Origin of the sequence: Ruegeria sp. SCP10 (assembly GCF_040329495.1) — a bacterium.
Taxonomy (GTDB): domain Bacteria; phylum Pseudomonadota; class Alphaproteobacteria; order Rhodobacterales; family Rhodobacteraceae; genus Ruegeria.
Window position 1 is genome coordinate 394,572 of sequence record NZ_JBDZYF010000001.1, and the last position, 16,945, is coordinate 411,516.

At 57.8% G+C, this 16,945-nt stretch carries 13 protein-coding genes; 5 read left to right on the top strand and 8 right to left on the bottom strand.

Annotation, left to right across the window (positions count from 1 at the left end; translation table 11 throughout):
• Positions 1 to 14: 14 nt before the first annotated feature.
• From ABLN87_RS02045 to acs, 3 genes are all read right to left on the bottom strand, one after another.
• Positions 15 to 1,799, bottom strand: a complete 1,785-nt coding sequence (locus ABLN87_RS02045) for a sodium:solute symporter family protein (RefSeq protein ID WP_353007044.1) — start codon at positions 1,797 to 1,799, stop codon at positions 15 to 17.
• 7 nt (positions 1,800 to 1,806) lie between these two features.
• Complete coding sequence (locus tag ABLN87_RS02050) at positions 1,807 to 2,091, bottom strand: DUF4212 domain-containing protein (RefSeq protein ID WP_170530242.1); 285 nt, start codon at positions 2,089 to 2,091, stop codon at positions 1,807 to 1,809.
• A gap of 243 nt (positions 2,092 to 2,334) precedes the next feature.
• Complete coding sequence (gene acs / locus ABLN87_RS02055; RefSeq protein ID WP_353007046.1) at positions 2,335 to 4,299, bottom strand: acetate--CoA ligase; 1,965 nt, start codon at positions 4,297 to 4,299, stop codon at positions 2,335 to 2,337.
• 427 nt (positions 4,300 to 4,726) lie between these two features.
• Here acs and ABLN87_RS02060 point away from each other — a divergent pair, with 427 nt between their 5' ends.
• From ABLN87_RS02060 to ABLN87_RS02070, 3 genes are read left to right on the top strand one after another with little or no spacing between them, the layout of a single operon-like run.
• Positions 4,727 to 5,743 (top strand): C4-dicarboxylate TRAP transporter substrate-binding protein, encoded by a 1,017-nt coding sequence (locus ABLN87_RS02060; protein ID WP_353007048.1) that lies wholly within the window; start codon positions 4,727 to 4,729, stop codon positions 5,741 to 5,743.
• 60 nt (positions 5,744 to 5,803) lie between these two features.
• Complete coding sequence (locus ABLN87_RS02065) at positions 5,804 to 6,433, top strand: TRAP transporter small permease subunit (protein WP_170530236.1); 630 nt, start codon at positions 5,804 to 5,806, stop codon at positions 6,431 to 6,433.
• 3 nt (positions 6,434 to 6,436) lie between these two features.
• On the top strand, positions 6,437 to 7,840 hold the full coding sequence (locus ABLN87_RS02070; RefSeq protein WP_353007050.1) for a TRAP transporter large permease: 1,404 nt from the start codon (positions 6,437 to 6,439) through the stop codon (positions 7,838 to 7,840).
• Positions 7,841 to 8,100: 260 nt separating this feature from the next.
• Here the strand turns inward: ABLN87_RS02070 and ABLN87_RS02075 are convergent, their stop codons facing one another.
• From ABLN87_RS02075 to rocF, 3 genes are read right to left on the bottom strand one after another with little or no spacing between them, the layout of a single operon-like run.
• Complete coding sequence (locus tag ABLN87_RS02075; protein ID WP_353007052.1) at positions 8,101 to 9,141, bottom strand: ornithine cyclodeaminase; 1,041 nt, start codon at positions 9,139 to 9,141, stop codon at positions 8,101 to 8,103.
• Positions 9,142 to 9,150: 9 nt separating this feature from the next.
• The gene (ctlX, locus tag ABLN87_RS02080; protein WP_353007054.1) at positions 9,151 to 10,071 is read right to left on the bottom strand and encodes a citrulline utilization hydrolase CtlX; all 921 of its coding nucleotides are present in this window, start codon (positions 10,069 to 10,071) and stop codon (positions 9,151 to 9,153) included.
• On the bottom strand, positions 10,071 to 10,991 hold the full coding sequence (rocF, locus tag ABLN87_RS02085) for an arginase (RefSeq protein ID WP_353007057.1): 921 nt from the start codon (positions 10,989 to 10,991) through the stop codon (positions 10,071 to 10,073). Before rocF ends, ctlX begins: the two co-directional genes overlap by 1 nt.
• Before the next feature lie 86 nt (positions 10,992 to 11,077).
• Between rocF and ABLN87_RS02090 the strand changes: the two genes are divergently transcribed.
• Together ABLN87_RS02090 and mprF are read left to right on the top strand one after the other, a co-directional pair.
• A complete protein-coding gene (locus tag ABLN87_RS02090) occupies positions 11,078 to 11,506 on the top strand; it encodes an Lrp/AsnC family transcriptional regulator (protein WP_170530226.1) in 429 nt (142 codons plus the stop codon).
• Positions 11,507 to 11,596: 90 nt separating this feature from the next.
• A complete protein-coding gene (gene mprF, locus ABLN87_RS02095) occupies positions 11,597 to 14,206 on the top strand; it encodes a bifunctional lysylphosphatidylglycerol flippase/synthetase MprF (RefSeq protein WP_353007059.1) in 2,610 nt (869 codons plus the stop codon).
• Positions 14,207 to 14,209: 3 nt separating this feature from the next.
• On the opposite strand, the gene ABLN87_RS02100 is transcribed toward mprF, so the two are convergent.
• Positions 14,210 to 15,769 (bottom strand): efflux transporter outer membrane subunit, encoded by a 1,560-nt coding sequence (locus ABLN87_RS02100; RefSeq protein WP_353007061.1) that lies wholly within the window; start codon positions 15,767 to 15,769, stop codon positions 14,210 to 14,212.
• 11 nt (positions 15,770 to 15,780) lie between these two features.
• Complete coding sequence (locus ABLN87_RS02105; RefSeq protein ID WP_353007063.1) at positions 15,781 to 16,926, bottom strand: HlyD family secretion protein; 1,146 nt, start codon at positions 16,924 to 16,926, stop codon at positions 15,781 to 15,783.
• Positions 16,927 to 16,945: the final 19 nt, after the last annotated feature.

Consider the following 16,945-nt stretch of genomic DNA (forward strand, 5'->3'; position numbering starts at 1 on the left):
GCGCCGCATCATGCTCATTTATTCTGAGCTGCGCCAGCACCACGGGGAATGCGAACGCTTTCGACCAGATCTTTGATCTCCTGCGGAGTCTCTTTGGTCATGCCGGCAACGACGTAAGCAACGCCGAAGTTGATCATTGCACCGATGGCGCCGAACGAGGTCGACTTGATCGGACCCAGCAGCGGGTCAGCATCGGTGAACGAGTTGGTGCCCGGAATGAACAGCCAGCCCTTGTGCAGGAAGATGTAGACCAGGGTCACGACCAGACCAGCCATCATGCCAGCGACCGCGCCGGTGTTGTTGATGCGGGTCGAGAAGATCCCCATCATCAGCGCCGGGAAGATCGAGGCTGCCGCCAGACCAAACGCCAAGGCCACGGTTTGCGCCGCAAAGCCCGGTGGGTTCAGACCCAGCCAAGTTGCGACCACGATGGCCACAGCCATTGCAATCCGCGCCGCCAGAAGCTCACCCTTTTCAGAGATCGACGGGTTGATAGCCCCTTTGACAAGGTCGTGGGACACCGCTGACGAGATTGCGAGCAACAGACCCGCAGCCGTGGACAGGGCGGCAGCCAGACCACCGGCAGCAACCAGACCCACAACCCAACCTGGCAGGTTGGCAATTTCCGGGTTCGCCAGAACCAGGATGTCGCGGTTAAACTTGGTCAGCTCGTTACCAACCCAGCCTTTTTCTTCCGCAATGGCCTGCATCGCTTCGGATTTGTCGTTGTAGTACTGGATTTTGCCGTCGCCGTTCTTGTCTTCCCAGTCCAGCAGACCGGTTTTCTGCCATGTGGCCATCCAGTCGTACTGCGGGTCATTGTCGATCTGTTCGACCGATACGGCTCCGCCTTCGATGCCGCCATTGGGCCACATCATGTCACTGATGTTCAGACGCGCCATGGCACCAACCGCAGGGGCGGTCAGATACAGCAGCGCGATGAAGACCAGCGTCCAGCCAGCGGACCAACGTGCGTCAGACACTTTGGGAACGGTGAAGAAGCGCATGATCACGTGCGGCAGACCGGCGGTACCGATCATCAGCGACAGCGTGAACAGCACCATGTTCAGCGTGTTCGAGTGGTGAGCTGTGTATTCAGCAAAGCCCAGCTCGGTCACGATCGCGTCCAGCTTGGTCAGCAGCGGCTCACCACTTGCAGTGTCGCCAAACAGACCCAGCGCCGGGATCGGCGTGCCTGTCAGTTGCAACGAGATGAAGATGGCCGGGATGGTGTAGGCAGTAATCAGCACGCAGTACTGAGCGACCTGAGTGTAGGTCACGCCCTTCATCCCGCCAAACACCGCGTAGGCAAACACAACTGCGGCACCGATCAGCAGGCCTGTGGTGTTGTCGACCTCAAGGAAGCGACCAAAGGCCACGCCCACGCCGGTCATCTGACCGATCACGTAGGTCACCGATGCAACGATCAGACAGACAACCGCAACAACACGTGCGGTTTGGCTGTAGAAACGGTCGCCAATGAATTCCGAGACGGTGTACTTGCCGAACTTACGCAGGTAGGGCGCAAGCAGCAGAGCCAGCAGCACGTAGCCACCGGTCCAACCCATCAGGAAGGTCGAGTTGTCATAGCCGGTGAAGGCGATGAGGCCCGCCATCGAGATGAACGAGGCCGCAGACATCCAGTCCGCCGCTGTCGCCATACCGTTGGTGACCGGGTGAACGCCGCGACCGGCCGCGTAGAACTCAGATGTGGACCCAGCGCGGGCCCAGATCGCGATGCCGATGTAGAGCGCGAAGGATGCGCCAACAAACAGCAGGTTGATGGTAAACTGATCCATGGCTCGCTTACTCCTCGTCCACGCCGTATTCAGCGTCCAGTTTGTTCATGCGCCAGGCGTAGTTGAAGATCAGCACCAGAAAGACCAGGATTGATCCTTGCTGAGCGAACCAAAAGCCCAGATCGGTGCCGCCGATGGCGATCCCCGACAGAAGCGGACGCAGCAGGATGCCGAATCCAAACGACACCAGCGCCCAGATAACGAGGCTGATGTAGATGAGGCGCAGGTTGGCCTGCCAATAGCCCTTATCGGCATCGGCAGCCTGCGCGGAGTTTGATGAATGATCCGCCATGCGGTGTCCTCCTTCGCTTCCCTCTTGGGCGACGCTGCACAACTCCTCCAGTGCGATGCGCCGCTTCTTGGTTGTGCCAAACGCCCCGTGACGTCCGGCAAAACTCCGCTGTTCCGCCAAGGCGGTTCAATCGAAGTATTCGGTTTCAGGATCAAAGCCTTGCGGCCTATCTCCTCCCATTCTTGTGTCTCATCGCCCGCTAGGTCCTCCAGCGCGGGCGATGAGGTCGTCTTAGACCAGGGCCTAAGTGTTGGCCCTGTTTTCGATCAGGTCTTCAACCACTGACGGGTCTGCGAGGGTTGAAGTGTCGCCCAGGCTGCCAAAGTCGTTTTCCGCGATCTTGCGCAGGATGCGGCGCATGATCTTTCCCGAACGGGTCTTAGGCAGGCCGGGGGCCCACTGAATGACATCCGGGCTGGCAATCGGTCCGATCTCGGTCCGAACCCAAGTGCGCAGCTCTTTCAGCAGTTCATCCGAAGGCTCACGATCATTCATCAAAGTGACGTAGCAATAGATGCCTTGTCCTTTGATTTCATGGGGATAGCCTACTACGGCGGCTTCGGCCACGGCGGCATGCGCCACCAACGCGCTTTCGACTTCGGCGGTGCCCATGCGGTGGCCCGAGACGTTGATCACGTCGTCAACGCGACCGGTGATCCAGTAGTCACCGTCCTCATCGCGGCGGCAGCCGTCACCGGTGAAATAGTAGCCTTTGTAATCCGAGAAATAGGTTTTCTCGAACCGTTCATGATCCCCCCAAACGGTGCGCATCTGACCGGGCCAGCTGTCTTTGATGCACAAAACGCCTTCGACGCCGTTGCCCTCGATCTCTACCCCGGATTGCGGGTCCAGAACCACCGGCTCGATGCCAAAGAACGGTTTCATCGCCGAGCCGGGCTTCATCGCGTGCGCGCCGGGCAGGGGGGTCATCAGGTGACCGCCGGTTTCGGTCTGCCACCATGTGTCCACGATGGGGCATTTGCCCTTGCCGACAACCTCATTATACCAGTTCCAGGCTTCCGGGTTGATCGGTTCACCGACAGTCCCCAGTGTGCGCAAATCACTGAGGTCGCATTTCTCGACGAACTCAGTGCCCTGGCCCATCAACGCACGGATCGCGGTTGGGGCCGTATAGAACTGGTTCACCTTGTGCTTCTCGCACACCTGCCAGAAACGCGAGGCGTCGGGGAAGGTCGGCACACCTTCGAACATCAGCGTGGTCGCGCCATTGGCCAACGGTCCATAGACGATATAGCTGTGGCCGGTCACCCAGCCCACATCCGCGGTGCACCAGTAGATATCGCCTTCATGATAGTCGAACGTGATCTCATGTGTCATGGCCGCATAGACCAGATAGCCACCGGTGGTGTGCACAACGCCCTTGGGCTGACCGGTCGATCCCGAGGTATAAAGGATAAACAGCGGATCCTCGGCGCTCATCTCAGCAGGTGCGCAATAGTCATCCGCTTCCAGCGCCATTTCATTGTAGTCGCAGTCGCGACCGTCAATCCAAGTGGTCTGACCGCCTGTGCGTTTGACAACAAGGCATTTCACCGTGTCCTTGCAATGCAGTAAAGCCGCATCGGCGTTTGATTTCAGCGGCGTCTTACGGCCCCCGCGCGGGGCTTCGTCTGCTGTGATGACGACCTTGGCGTCACACCCATTGACGCGCGCAGCCAGGGCGTCTGGCGAAAAGCCTGCAAACACAATGGAATGGATGGCGCCGATCCGTGCGCAGGCCAGCATCGCATAGGCCGCCTCGGGGATCATCGGCAGATAGATCACAACCCGGTCACCTTTGCGCACACCCAGCGTTTCCAGAATGTTCGCCATCCGGCACGTACGGCGGTGCAACTCAGCATAGGTGATGTGCTGGGCGGGATCATTTGGGTCATCGGGTTCCCAAATGATCGCGGTCTGATCTCCGCGTGTCTCAAGATGACGGTCCAAGCAGTTGGCAGATACGTTGAGCGTACCGTCTGCGAACCAGTTGATCTTTACCGAGCCGAAATCGTAGTTGACGTCTTTGACCTGAGAGAAGGGTTTGATCCAGTCGACACGATTGCCTTGCTCGGCCCAGAAAGCGTCGGGGTCACTGATAGAAGCTGCATACATCGCGTCATATTTGGCGGCATCAACATGTGCGCGGGCGATGGTATCTGCGGATGGCGCATATGTCTTGGCATCTGCCTGGGCAGCGGTAGTCATTTTTGAGGCTCCTCCCTCTGGACTGGATAGTTCTGGATCTTCTTTGCCCGTTGAACGGGTAATGTCGATCCCATTCCTCCCCGAGCGCAGTATTGCTGCGTTCTGAAAATAAATAAATAAATTGCCGTAATCCCTGCATTTGTTTGTCAAAAAATTTCTTGACTTGGAGTGTATTTGTAAAAATAGTCCTGGACGCCTAAAATAATTATATAAAATCAAAAGGAAGGCTGTAACACAGATCGCTGCGGTTGAAACAGCTCTAGTCGCCGCTTGGTCTCAGAGTCAGAGTAAACCCAAGCGTGAAACACAGCCGAGTCCAGAGCTTCAGGTATCCGTTGCCGCGTCTGTGGGGTTGGCAGATGCGGGGGTTGGCGCTAACTTTTCGCCAAGCGCTTCGGGAAGAGGCGCACATAAGGGAGACATCAGAATGAAAAAGTATTTGAGCGGTGCCGCTGTCGCCGCCCTTGGGATTGCCTTTGTGACCGAGGCGGCTGCAACAGAGTGGAATGCCTCGGTCTGGGGCAAGCGGCGCGCCTTTACCGAGCATGTTGAAAAGCTATCCGAACTGGTGAACGAAAAAACCGGTGGCGAATTCACGATCAATGTCAGCTATGGTGGCCTGTCCAAGCCGCGCGAAAACCTGGACGGGATCGAGATCGGCGCTTTTGAGGTCGCGCAGTTCTGCGCAGGTTATCACCGCGACAAGAACCGCGCAATCACCGTGCTGGAACTGCCTTTCCTGGGCGTGAACAATCTGGAAGAAGAAGTTGCTGTCAGCCATGCGGTTTATGATCATCCGGCTGTGGCTGATGAAATGGCGCAGTGGAATGCGCGCATCCTGATGACCTCGCCTATGCCGCAATACAATCTTGTGGGCACCGGCGATCCGCGCGATCAGCTGGCTGATTTCGAAGGCATGCGCGTCCGTGCAACCGGCGGTCTTGGTCAGGCGTTCGAGGCCGTGGGTGGCGTTCCGACATCAGTTCCCGCAACTGAGGCTTACAACGCGATGGAATCCGGTGTTGTTGACACCGTGGCCTTCGCTCAGCACGCGCATCTGTCCTTTGGTACAATCAATGAGGCAGATTGGTGGACGGCAAACCTGAACCCCGGCACTGTGAATTGCCCGGTTGTTGTGAACATCGATGCCTATGAGGCATTGTCGCCGGAGCATCGCGAAGCGCTCGACAGCTCGATTGACGAAGCAATTGCGCATTATCTGGCGAACTACGGCGGTCTGCTCGAGCAATGGGATAGCGTTCTGTCCGAAAAAGGCGTTCAGAAAGTGATGATCGACGACGCAGTCATCGAAGAGTTCCGCACAAAGGCGGCTGACCCGATCCGCGAACAGTGGATCGCGGATATGTCTGCGCAGGGCCTTCCGGCGCAAGAGCTTTATGATCTTGTTCAAGCCACGCTGCAGCAACAGCGCGGCGGGAACTGATCTTACTTTCGGGCACCCTTATCGGGTGCCCGTATAGCTTCACTTCAAAGGATCACCGGAATGGCAGGTCAAGCCACGGTGCTGGAAGATGGCAGCCGCCTCAGCCAGCTGGATCAGCGCTTGCTGACGCTTGAAAAATTCATGGCGCTGATCAGCGGGCTGGCCGTGTTCAGCCTTATGGTTCTGGCCGTTGTTTCGGTTAGTGGCAGGAACGCCTTTAACGCGCCACTGCCTGGCTATGTGGATTGGATCGAACAGGCGATGCCGCTGATAGCCTTTTTGGGTATTTCATATGTGCAGCGCGATGGCGGGCATATCCGCATGGACATCGTGATCTCTCGCCTGCAGGGGCGGGCCCTGTGGCTGTTTGAACTTATTTCGGTCCTTCTGATCCTTGTTCTGATGCTGGCCCTGGTCTGGGGCAGCTGGTCACATTTCGACCGGTCCTTCGATTTCGGCGCTCCACTGTGGAGCCGCGACAGTTCAATCGACATTGGTATACCGCTTTGGCCTGCAAAACTGCTGGCGCCAGTCGCGTTCTCGGTGTTGTGCATGCGGCTGGTTCTGCAGGTTTGGGGATATGGGCGCGCCTTGGTGCTGGGTCTTGAGACGCCGGTTGCCGTTCCATTGATCCAGGACGCCGCCGCCCAAGCCGCTGCCGAGGCAGAACAGTTCGAAGGGCAGGACTAGCGTATGGATACGATTGAGATTGGCCTTTGGGTCACCGGAGGCCTGCTGCTTCTTGTTGTAACCGGGATGCGCGTGGCCTTTGCTGCGGGTCTGGCCGGGTTAATCGGGCTGATTTGGATTTTTTGGGCCAAGTTCGGCTACGATCCGGACCGTTTTGGCAAAGCCGTTACAGTGGCCGTGAAAACAGCCGGTCAGGTGCCACATTCCAAAGTGGCGGCCCATACGCTCAGCTTGATTCCGACGTTCATCCTGATCGGCTATTTGGCTTATTACGCCGGTCTGACGCGGGCGCTTTTTGAAGCCGCCAAACGCTGGATCGCTTGGGTGCCCGGCGGGCTGGCTGTTTCAACTATTTTCGCCACCGCTGGGTTTGCCGCAGTATCCGGTGCCTCTGTTGCGACATCTGCCGTGTTCGCGCGCATTGCAATCCCAGAGATGCTGAGCGTCGGCTACAACAAACGCTTTGCCGCAGGCGTCGTCGCGGCAGGCGGTACTCTGGCCTCTCTTATCCCGCCTTCGGCGATCCTTGTGATCTACGCCATCATCGTCGAACAAGACGTCGGTAAGTTGCTTCTGGCGGGGTTCATACCCGGAGCGTTCTCAGCGCTAGTGTACGGCCTATTGATCGTCGGCATCGCGGTCGTGTTCAAATCGGTGGGTCCTCCGGTGACAGGCTTCAGTTGGAAACAGCGCTTCGCCGCACTGCCCGGTGCCATTCCGATCGTGGCCGTGATCCTGATCATCATCTGCTTTGTCTACAACCCCTTCGGCGACAAAGCCTGGGGCACCCCGACCGAAGGCGGCGCAATAGGGGCTTTCATCGTGTTTTGTTTTGCCCTGTTCCACGGCATGCGCTGGCCCGAGTTCAAATCCGCCCTGCTGGAAACCGCCAAACTGACAGCGATGATCTTTTCGATCATCTGGGGCGTCTTGATCTATGTGCGCTTTCTGGGCTTCGCAGATTTGCCGGGCGCATTCTCGGACTGGATTACGTCCCTTGAGATGTCCCCAATGCTGATCCTGATCTGCATTCTTCTGGCCTATGCGGTGTTGGGCATGTTCATGGATGCCATTGGGATGCTCTTGTTGACCCTTCCGGTTGTCTACCCGGCGGTGATGGCCTTGAACGGCGGTGAAACCGTGAGCGCGGCTGACAGCGCCTTTGGCATGTCCGGTCCGATGTGTGCGATCTGGTTTGGTATTCTGGTCGTCAAAATGGCCGAGTTTTGTCTGATCACGCCGCCGATTGGCTTGAACTGTTTCGTTGTCGCCGGCGTGCGGCCTGATCTGAGTGTTCAGGATGTATTTAAAGGTGTGACACCGTTCTTCATTGCCGACGCGTTGACGATTGCACTGCTTGTGGCCTTCCCGGGCATTGTTCTCTTCCTGCCATCCTTGGCGGGGTAGAGTTTAGCGAGGCTCTGCCTCGCGCTCCGGGATATTTATAGCCAGATGAAGCAGGGATCCACTCTCTGAACTTCCGCCCAGAGAGCTTCACCTTGCGCGGTCATCGGCATCCCTGCCTGTACCGCCTCTCTCTATTCGGTGGTTTTGGTTAATAATCCACTACTTCATCTGGCCAAAAATATCCCGGGGGAGACGCCCGAAGGGCGGCGGGGGCAGAGCCCCCTTTTTGCATGGCCCGGCGGTGAATTGGCGTCGGTGAGTTATTGCGCCCGCATCAACATGCCAAACAGATCGCGCGGATCATCCGGGTCTGCCAGCATATCCAGTGGCTCGAAGAATTCTGTCTCGGCGACCACGTTCTTGATGACCCGCAGGGCCGAGAAATCTTCGATGGCGAAGCCGACGCTGTCAAACAGAGTGATCTGCCGATCATCTTTGCGCCCCTCGGCTTGTCCCGTCATTACCTGCCACATCTCGGTCACCGGATGATCGCCTTCAAGCGCTTGAATCTCACCTTCGATCCTTGTCTGCTCGGGGTATTCCACGAAGATTTCAGAGCGTAACAAAATATCGCGGTGCAACTCGGTTTTGCCCGGGCAATCGCCGCCAATGGCGTTTATGTGCACGCCGGGGCCGACCATGTTGTCGGTCAGGATGGTGGCATACTTCTTGTCTGCGGTGCAGGTCGAGATGATCTGCGCGCCTTCAATGGCGTCTTCGGCGCTCTTGCAGGATACGACTGTCAGGCCTTTGCCCTGTAGGTTGGCGGCGCATTTGGCGGTTGCGTTCGGGTCAATGTCATAAAGACGAACGGTCTCGATACCGCACATGGTTTTAAAGGCCAGACACTGGAATTCGGACTGCGCACCATTGCCGATCATGGCCATGGTCTTGGCGTTTCTGGGGGCCAGGTACTGGCCGACAAGGGCTGATGTTGCTGCGGTACGCAGGGCCGTCAGCATGGTCATCTCGGTCAGCAGGGTCGGGTAACCCGTGTATACATCTGCCAGCAGACCAAAGGCGGTGACGGTCTGAAGACCTTCGGAGGTGTTCTTCGGATGGCCGTTGACATATTTGAATCCGTAAGCTTCGCCATCCGAGGTCGGCATCAACTCGATCACGCCATGTGGGGAATGGGCCGGGATGCGGGGGGTCTTGTCGAAACTTTCCCACCGTTTGAAATCAGCCTCGATCTGCGCTGCGATCCTGGTGATCATCTGCTCGACCCCGATATGGTGAACCAGCCGCATCATGTTGTCGACGGAAACAAATGGGACGAGGGCCTTATCTGACGGCTGCATTTATTGCTCCTATCGGCGGGACAGGTGGATGCCCGCGATCATGCAGCGTACCGATCCACCGGCAGTTTCTATTGTTGGAACCGAAAGAGGCAATAGCGTTGCGCTTTCCTCAATCGTGGCAATCTGGTTAGGCGTCAGTGCCGCCAACGCCCGGCTGGAAAGCGCCAGCACCAACCCGTTCTTACCGGTCAGCTCAATCGCGTTTCCGGCGAACTCAGCGATTTGTTGATGAGACAGATCAACGACCGTTCGTCCGGATTCCTCAAGCCGGGACTTGACGGTTTCCCGCCGTTCGGCATCAGGGATCATGTCCAGACAGATCAGTGCATATTGCGTGCCAATCGCCATGAGGACATTGGTATGATACACGTCGCGATTTGCGGCATCACGAGCTTCGAAAGCGATGGGTTCATAGTTGAAATGCGTGCAGAACCTTTCCAGTAGAACCGGGTCGGCGCGGTTTGATTTCACGGTGTATGCAATGCGGCCAACGTGATCGAGGACCATCGCCCCGGTCCCTTCCAGGGCGAGATCATCTTGCTCAAGCCCCGAATAATCGATGACATCCTGCACCCGGTATTCGCGCTTCAGCAATTCGATGACATCCGAGCGCCGCTCACGTCTGCGGGACGGAACGAACATCGGATAGATCGCCACGTGGCCTCCGGGATGAGTGGAAAACCAATTGTTGGGGAAAACACTGTCTGGCGTGTCCAGATCCCCGTGGTCGTCAAAGACATGCACGGTAACGCCCGCAGCGCGCAGCTGTTCAACGGCTTTGTCATGCTCGTCGCGTGCCGTGGCGGATGTGGCTTTGGCCGATCGGTCGGCCAGTGTTTGAAACGCATTGTCGTCGCGCGTTTCCGGATTGGATGTAAAAGCATGCGGGCGGACCATGACGACTGCGGAAGGCGCTTGAAGAGACAGCATCAGAAGCTCCGGGTGGGGCGGTCAAAGATCCGGCGCCCCAACAGGGAGGCAGCCAGATCGACTACCAGCTTTGCGGTGCGCCCGCGCTCATCGAGAAACGGGTTCAGCTCGACCAGGTCAAGCGAACAAACCAGCCCGCTTTCATGCAACAACTCCATGGCCAGATGGGCCTCGCGCTCGGTCGCGCCACCGGGAACGGTGGTTCCAACAGCCGGGGCGATGGAAGGGTCAAGGAAATCTACGTCCAATGAGACATGGAGCATTCCGTTTTCGGCGCGGACACGGTCCAGAAAGGCCATCAATGGGGCTTTGATCCCATGTTCGTCTATGCTGCGCATATCAGCCAGCATGGCGCTTTTCTGCTCCAAAACTGTACGTTCCGCAGGGTCGACCGAGCGCAGCCCAATCATCCCGACGCGATCTGTGGGGATGGTTGCTGGAAGCGCGGGGAAGGCCTCGAACCCCGATTGCCCGGTGAAATAGGCCACTGGCGTGCCATGCAGATTGCCGCTGTCTGTGCTTTGCGGCGTATGAAAATCGCTGTGCGCATCAAGCCAGAGCACGAAGAGGGGGCGGCTCAACTGTTGCGCATGCGCGGCCATACCCGCAACCGTGCCCATCGACAGCGCGTGATCGCCACCCATAAAGATAGGCGTGCCCTCGGAGGCAGCCTTTTCAGCGGTTCGGCTCAGGGCGCGAGTCCAGCCGATGCATTCGGGTAGTGAGAACAGATGCGAATCCTGTGGTAGATCAACCTGATCGGGATCGACATCGCCCCAGTCCGCAACCTTATGCCCCAGATCGGCAATTGCCTGTTCCAGCCCTGCTACGCGAAGCGCATCGGGGCCCATCCGGCATCCCTGACGCCGTTTTCCCGAATCCATCGGGGCTCCGACCAAAATAATCTGCTTGTTATCCATAGGCTCATTTAGCCGCTCAATATATCTTGCTGGAAGCCCGCAAATTGTTCAAAATGGGCTTTGAAAATCCGAAATGGAAAGGTCTAATGGACGAACTGGATACGCGCCTGATCAGCGCTTTGCATCGGGATGCGCGCGCATCCCTGTCGGAACTTGCGGAAACATTGGGCGTGACCCGCACGACCGTACGCAGTCGGATGCAGCGGCTGAAACAGTCTGGCGAGATTGTTGGTTTCACTGTGCTGACCCGGCGGGATGAGGCTCAAAGCCCGGTGCGTGGCCTGATGATGCTGGAAATTGAAGGGCGTGGCACTGAACGAACCATGGCGCGTATCGGCGCCATGCGTCAGGTGCGTGCCGTACATTCGACCAATGGCAGTTGGGATCTGATTGCTGAGATTGGCACCGAAACGCTGGTAGAGCTGGATGAAGTTCTGTTTCAGATCAGACGTATGGAGGGGATCACCCGATCCGAAACCAACCTGCTGCTGTCAACGCGGAAGGGGCGGTTGTAACACCACATCTTAGTTGCCCTAGCGCTTTGAACCGGAAGGAAATTGTGACACAGTTCCGCCAAAGCTGATCCACAGGCAGGGGCCAGAGCCATGACCGCACAAGACCAAGGCGTTGAGCCCAAAGCCCTGCAATGGGCTGAAAAGCTAACAGGCCTTCTGGAAAAGCCGTGGGTGCGGATTGCCATTCCTGTTGTGATCACGCTGGTCGCTTTGACGATACTGCATGACCTGTCAGCGCATGTGAAATGGTCGGATGTGCAATCTGATATCGCGGCAACCCCGTGGACCGTGTTTTTCATCGCGCTGTGCTGGACGGCTGTCAGCTTTTTGTCGCTGTCCTTCTACGATGTCTTTGCTGTCCAAAGTGTTGCTGACGGCGAGGTACCATTACCGGTTGCGGGCATGGCCGGGGCCAGTGGCTATGCGGTTTCGAACTGTCTGGGATTTTCATACATCACAGGTACCGCAATCCGGTATCGTATCTACGCTTCGCTGGGGTTGGATCTGGCACGGGTCGCAGGGGTGATCGCCACGTCCTGGGTGGCGTTCTGGATGGGGCTAACTTTGATCCTGGGGGTGCTTTTGACGTTGCACCCGGATGGGATATCCAAAGTTCTGCCCATCAGTGAAACGGTTGAGACGGCTATTGGCCTGTTTTTACTGGCCGGATTGGTGGCGGTTTTTGTCTGGTTGTCCAGCGGTGGGCGTAGGTTTTCATTTGCAGGGTTCGAATTCGATCTGCCCGGTGGGAAACTGGCCAGCCTGCTGACTCTTGCAGCCTTGGGCGATGTGTTTGGCGCATCCATGGTGCTCTATGTGCTGATGCCCGATGATCTGGGTGTTGGTTTCCCGTATTTCTTTGCGATTTATGTCGGTGCCATTGCGGTGGGTATCCTAAGCCATGCCCCCGGCGGGATCGGCGTCTTCGAGGCTACTATCATCGCAGGGCTGGGCGCGTCGGGCAGGTCGGATGTGATCGCGGCGCTACTGTTGTATCGCGTTGTCTACACGTTTCTGCCTTTCGCTATCGCAAGCTTTACGATCGCCGTCGCCTCGGCCCTGACGCAACGCCACCGGATCGGCGGAGCGGCGATCTGGGTCTATCGAGCGATCCGCCCGATTGTTCCGATGGTGGCGGCGGGTGTAGCAGCGATTGCCGGCGTGATTTTGCTGGTTTCAGGCGCGTTACCATCGAACTCGCAAAACCTCAGCGTCTTGCGCGATGTGCTGCCCTTGTCATTCGTCGAAGCCTCGCATCTGGCGGGCAGTGCAGTCGGCGTTTTGCTGTTATTGATCTCCAGGGGTCTGTTCCGCAAACTCTACCGCGCTTGGGTCGTCGCCATGTTGCTGATGGCGGCGGGATTTGCCGCATCGCTTGCCAAGGGATTGGATACTCACGAAGCCATCAGCATGCTGGGTACAATCGCTGTTCTTGCGCTGTTCCGCGGGGCGTTTTACCGGGTCAGCGGGGCGTCGATCTTCCGGCTGAACATTCCGTGGCTGATCAGTGTAGTCGTTCTGTTGGCCGTGATTTTCTGGATCGGCCTCTTTGCTTATTCGCACGTCGAATACCAAAATGCGCTGTGGTGGGAATTCGCTTGGAACGGCGATGCTTCACGCTTCCTACGTTCGAGCCTTGTTGTGGCGGTGATCGTGGGCATCGTCGCGGTTACCTCGCTGTTCGGGCGCGAGATTCCGGTGCCCGAGCGCGTTGACATCCCCGAGGTCGTGGAACGGCTGGTGATGCAGAGCGAGGACACAGAGTCCCAGATTTCGCTGACCGGGGACAAGCAATTCCTGATTTCACCGGATGAGTCGGCCTTTATTGCCTACGCGGACACTGGAAATGCGATCATTTCCAAGGGCGAGCCAGTGGGGGATGAAAAGGCAGGGCAGCAATTGATCTGGCAACTGCGCGAGATGGCGGATCGAGAGGGCAAGCTGTGCGCCTTCTATAGCGTTTCGACCAAATACCTGCCGACCTTCCTTGATCTGGGTCTATCGATCCTAAAAATCGGCGAAGTCGCCCGCGTTCCGCTTCGGGATTTTTCGTTGGACGGCAAATCTCGCAAACGGTTCCGGCAGGCCAAGAACCGGGCTGAACGGGAAGGCTATGTGTTTGAGATCATCCCAAAAGAGAAGCTCGCGCCGGTGCTGCCGGAACTTCGGACAATCTCGGATGATTGGCTAGCGCAGAAGGCGGGGGCTGAAAAGGGGTTTGCATTGGGCGGCTTTGATGACGCCTATCTGTCCTATTTCGATCATGCGGTGCTGAGAAACGGTGAGACCGGGCAGATCAAGGCCTTCGCCAATCTGTTTCAGGGTGGCAATAAATCCGAGCTCTCGCTGGACCTGATGCGGTACGAGCCCGACAGCCCCAGCTTTGTCATGGATGCGCTGTTTGCCGAAATGATGGTCTGGGGATCCGAGCAGGGCTTTCATTGGTTTTCGCTCGGCGCGGCCCCGTTTTCGGGGATCGAGAACCGCCAACTCGCTTCAATCTGGAACCGGATTGGCGGGTTTGTGTATGAACACGGGGAACAGTTTTATCACTTCGAAGGGCTGCGTGCGTTCAAACAAAAGTTCGACCCGGAGTGGAGCCCAAATTATCTGGCCAGCCCCGGTGGGTTCTCTGCTCCACGCATCCTCTATGAGGTGAACATCCTGATCTCAGGCGGTTTGCGCGGGTTGACCAAGTAGGGGTTAGTTCAGGCTGGCTCCGGTTGGTGCCTGTTGCAACAGGTCTCCCCAATCGGTGCGATACGCCATCTCGGCCAGAACCGTATCCGGCAGGAATTCCCGGTTCTGACGGATTTGCCAGCCGCCGCCCAGACCCTTGTAGACAGCGACCAGATTGCTGGACACCTCTTGCCGCGCCTCGATCAGATTGGCCTGAGACCGCAGCAACGCGGTCTGGGTGTTCAGAATGCGAGAATAGCTGGCGATCCCATCACGATACTGGCTGATCGCGATCTCTGCAGCCTTGCGTGAGGCGTCGACACTTTGCTGATAGAACCCGACCTGCTTGCGTGCCTGTGCATAGGCGACCATGGCGCTTTCGACCTCGGAATAGGCCGTCAGCACGGTGTTCTGGTAGTTTGCGATCAAAGCCTGATAGGCCGCGTCCTGCGCCCGCACGTTGTTCTTGATGCGCCCATAATTCAGTACGTTCCAAACCGCACCCGCGCTGGCCAGACCCGTCGTGCTGTTCGAACTGAACAGGTCGCGCCCGCCCGAGGCCTGCAACCCGATTGAGCCGGACAGAACAAACTGCGGATAGAGGTCCGCCATGGCGATACCCACCTGCGCCGATTGGGTGGCCGCGGCCAGTTCGGCGGCGCGGACATCAGGGCGACGGCGCAGCAACTCGGCCGGAACGCCCACGGCGACATTGGAGCGCGCCGAAGGGATGCGACCGGAATTGCCCAGAAGGCCGGTCATCCGCGAAGGTGTCGCACCCAGCAATACGGCCAGCGCATTCTTGGTCTGTTGCAGATCGCTCTCTAGCTCGGGCACCAGCGCCTTGGTGTTGTTCAACAGGGCGGTCGATTCCTGAACGTCCAGTTCGGTCGTGACGCCGTTGTTGAACCGCAATTGCGTCAGATCTGCCGATTCCTGTTGTAGCTTGATGTTTTCGCGGGCAACGGCCAGCGACTCCTGCAACGCGCGGATATTGACGTAAAGCGCCGCGACATCCCCGGTCAGCGTGACCAACGCGTCATCATAGTTCGCCACCTGCAAGGCGAGGTTCGACCGTGCCGCCTGCACGCCGCGACGTTGTGCGCCCCAGACATCCAGCTCCCATTGGGCATCAAAGCCCACTTGCGAGGTCGAAAACTCTGTATCCAACGGGATGATCCGATTGATGTCTGCAATCGGGCCAAGATTGTCACTGATCTCGCGCCGTTGCAGAGACCCGCCAAGTGCCTGCGATTGCGGATAAAGCTCACCAAAGGCGATCCCCAGCTGCGCCCGCGCTTGCAATACGCGTGCCCCTGCAACCTGCAAACTCAGGTTCTGGGCATAGGCTTCGGCCACCAGTTTGTTGAGGGTGGGGTCATTGAACGTCTCCCACCACTTCACAACCGGCGCGCTGCGCGCAGTCAGGCCACTTTGTCCGGCGCTTGGACTGTTGACCTCGATCCATTCTTTCACGACCGGCGAATTCGGGCGCACAAAATCGGGGCCCAGCGGAGTGCAGGCAGCCAGCATCGCCGCGCAAAGGGCCGTTCCTATCAAATTGCGAAAGGTGGCCCGTTTCATGGTCTGCGTCCTCAAATGTCCAGCGGTCGGATGAAGTTGGCGAAGGAATAGAGGCGGATGTTGATGCGCCTCAGGAACTCAAAGCTTTTGCCCTGACCGGTGTAGATGGCAACGGCGGCGTGGCCGCCCGCTGGCAAGATATGTTCTTCAGGCATCTCGACCGTGATCTGAACCGCGATCCGGCCGGGCAGTTTCGGAAGCTCAAAACCGGGCAGGCGGCCCGAGGGCAGATACTGCCCCTGACGTGTGGCCCACCAGATCGCCTCGACCTTGCCGGGCAGGATCTCTCCGGGGTAGAGGTCTAGTGCGACCTCAACCTCTTGCCCAACCTCGACGAATTTCAGGTTCTGCTGACGGAACGTGGCCAGAAGATAGGGGTTATCTTCGGTCACGAAGCTGGCAATCGCGCCCAGACGTATATCGCCAACGACCAGACCGGGACGGGCCTGTTGCGAGACGATCATCCCGTTTTCTGGGGCGTAGATCGTCGTGTTGTTCAAGAAGTATTCGGCCTCGGCCAATTGTGTCTGTGCTTGCAGAATGCCGGTATTCACCCCGTCGATCTGGGATTCCTGCGCCAGAACCGCCTTTTGCAGGTTCGCGGTTGCCTGTTTAACACCTGCTGTATCTTCGGCCACCTGTTCGTTCCAGCGGTCCAGCTCATCCTGACGTGCGCCACCCGCCGGAACCAGGTTCTCGTACCGGGCTTGCTCGGTCAGCGCATAGTCCAGCTGTGCATTTGCCCGCTCGACTGCTTCGGTCTTGGCAATCACGTCCTGTTCCAGGATTTTTGCGTTCTGCTGCGCCGCGACCAATTGAGCCTGCGCATTGTCTACAGCCAACGAAAAAACCGTATCATCAAAGCGATAAAGCGGATCGCCCTTTGTCACAGGTGTGTTCGGTTCAACCAGAACTTCGGTCAGGATGGTGGGCTGCGTCAGCTTCGGGACGATCTGAATGGTGGATCGCACCACATGGCTGTCGACTGAGAAAGGTTGAAAGAAACGCAACGCGACAAGGAAAATCAGCAGCAAGTGCGCACCCACCCAGAACGAGACCATGCCCCAGGCGATGTTGAACTTGAGCCACTCCATCTTGAAGAAGATGAACCAGACGAAAATGATGTAGAATAGCGTAATGCCGAGGGCGACGAACATGTCAGAGTGTTTCCTTTGG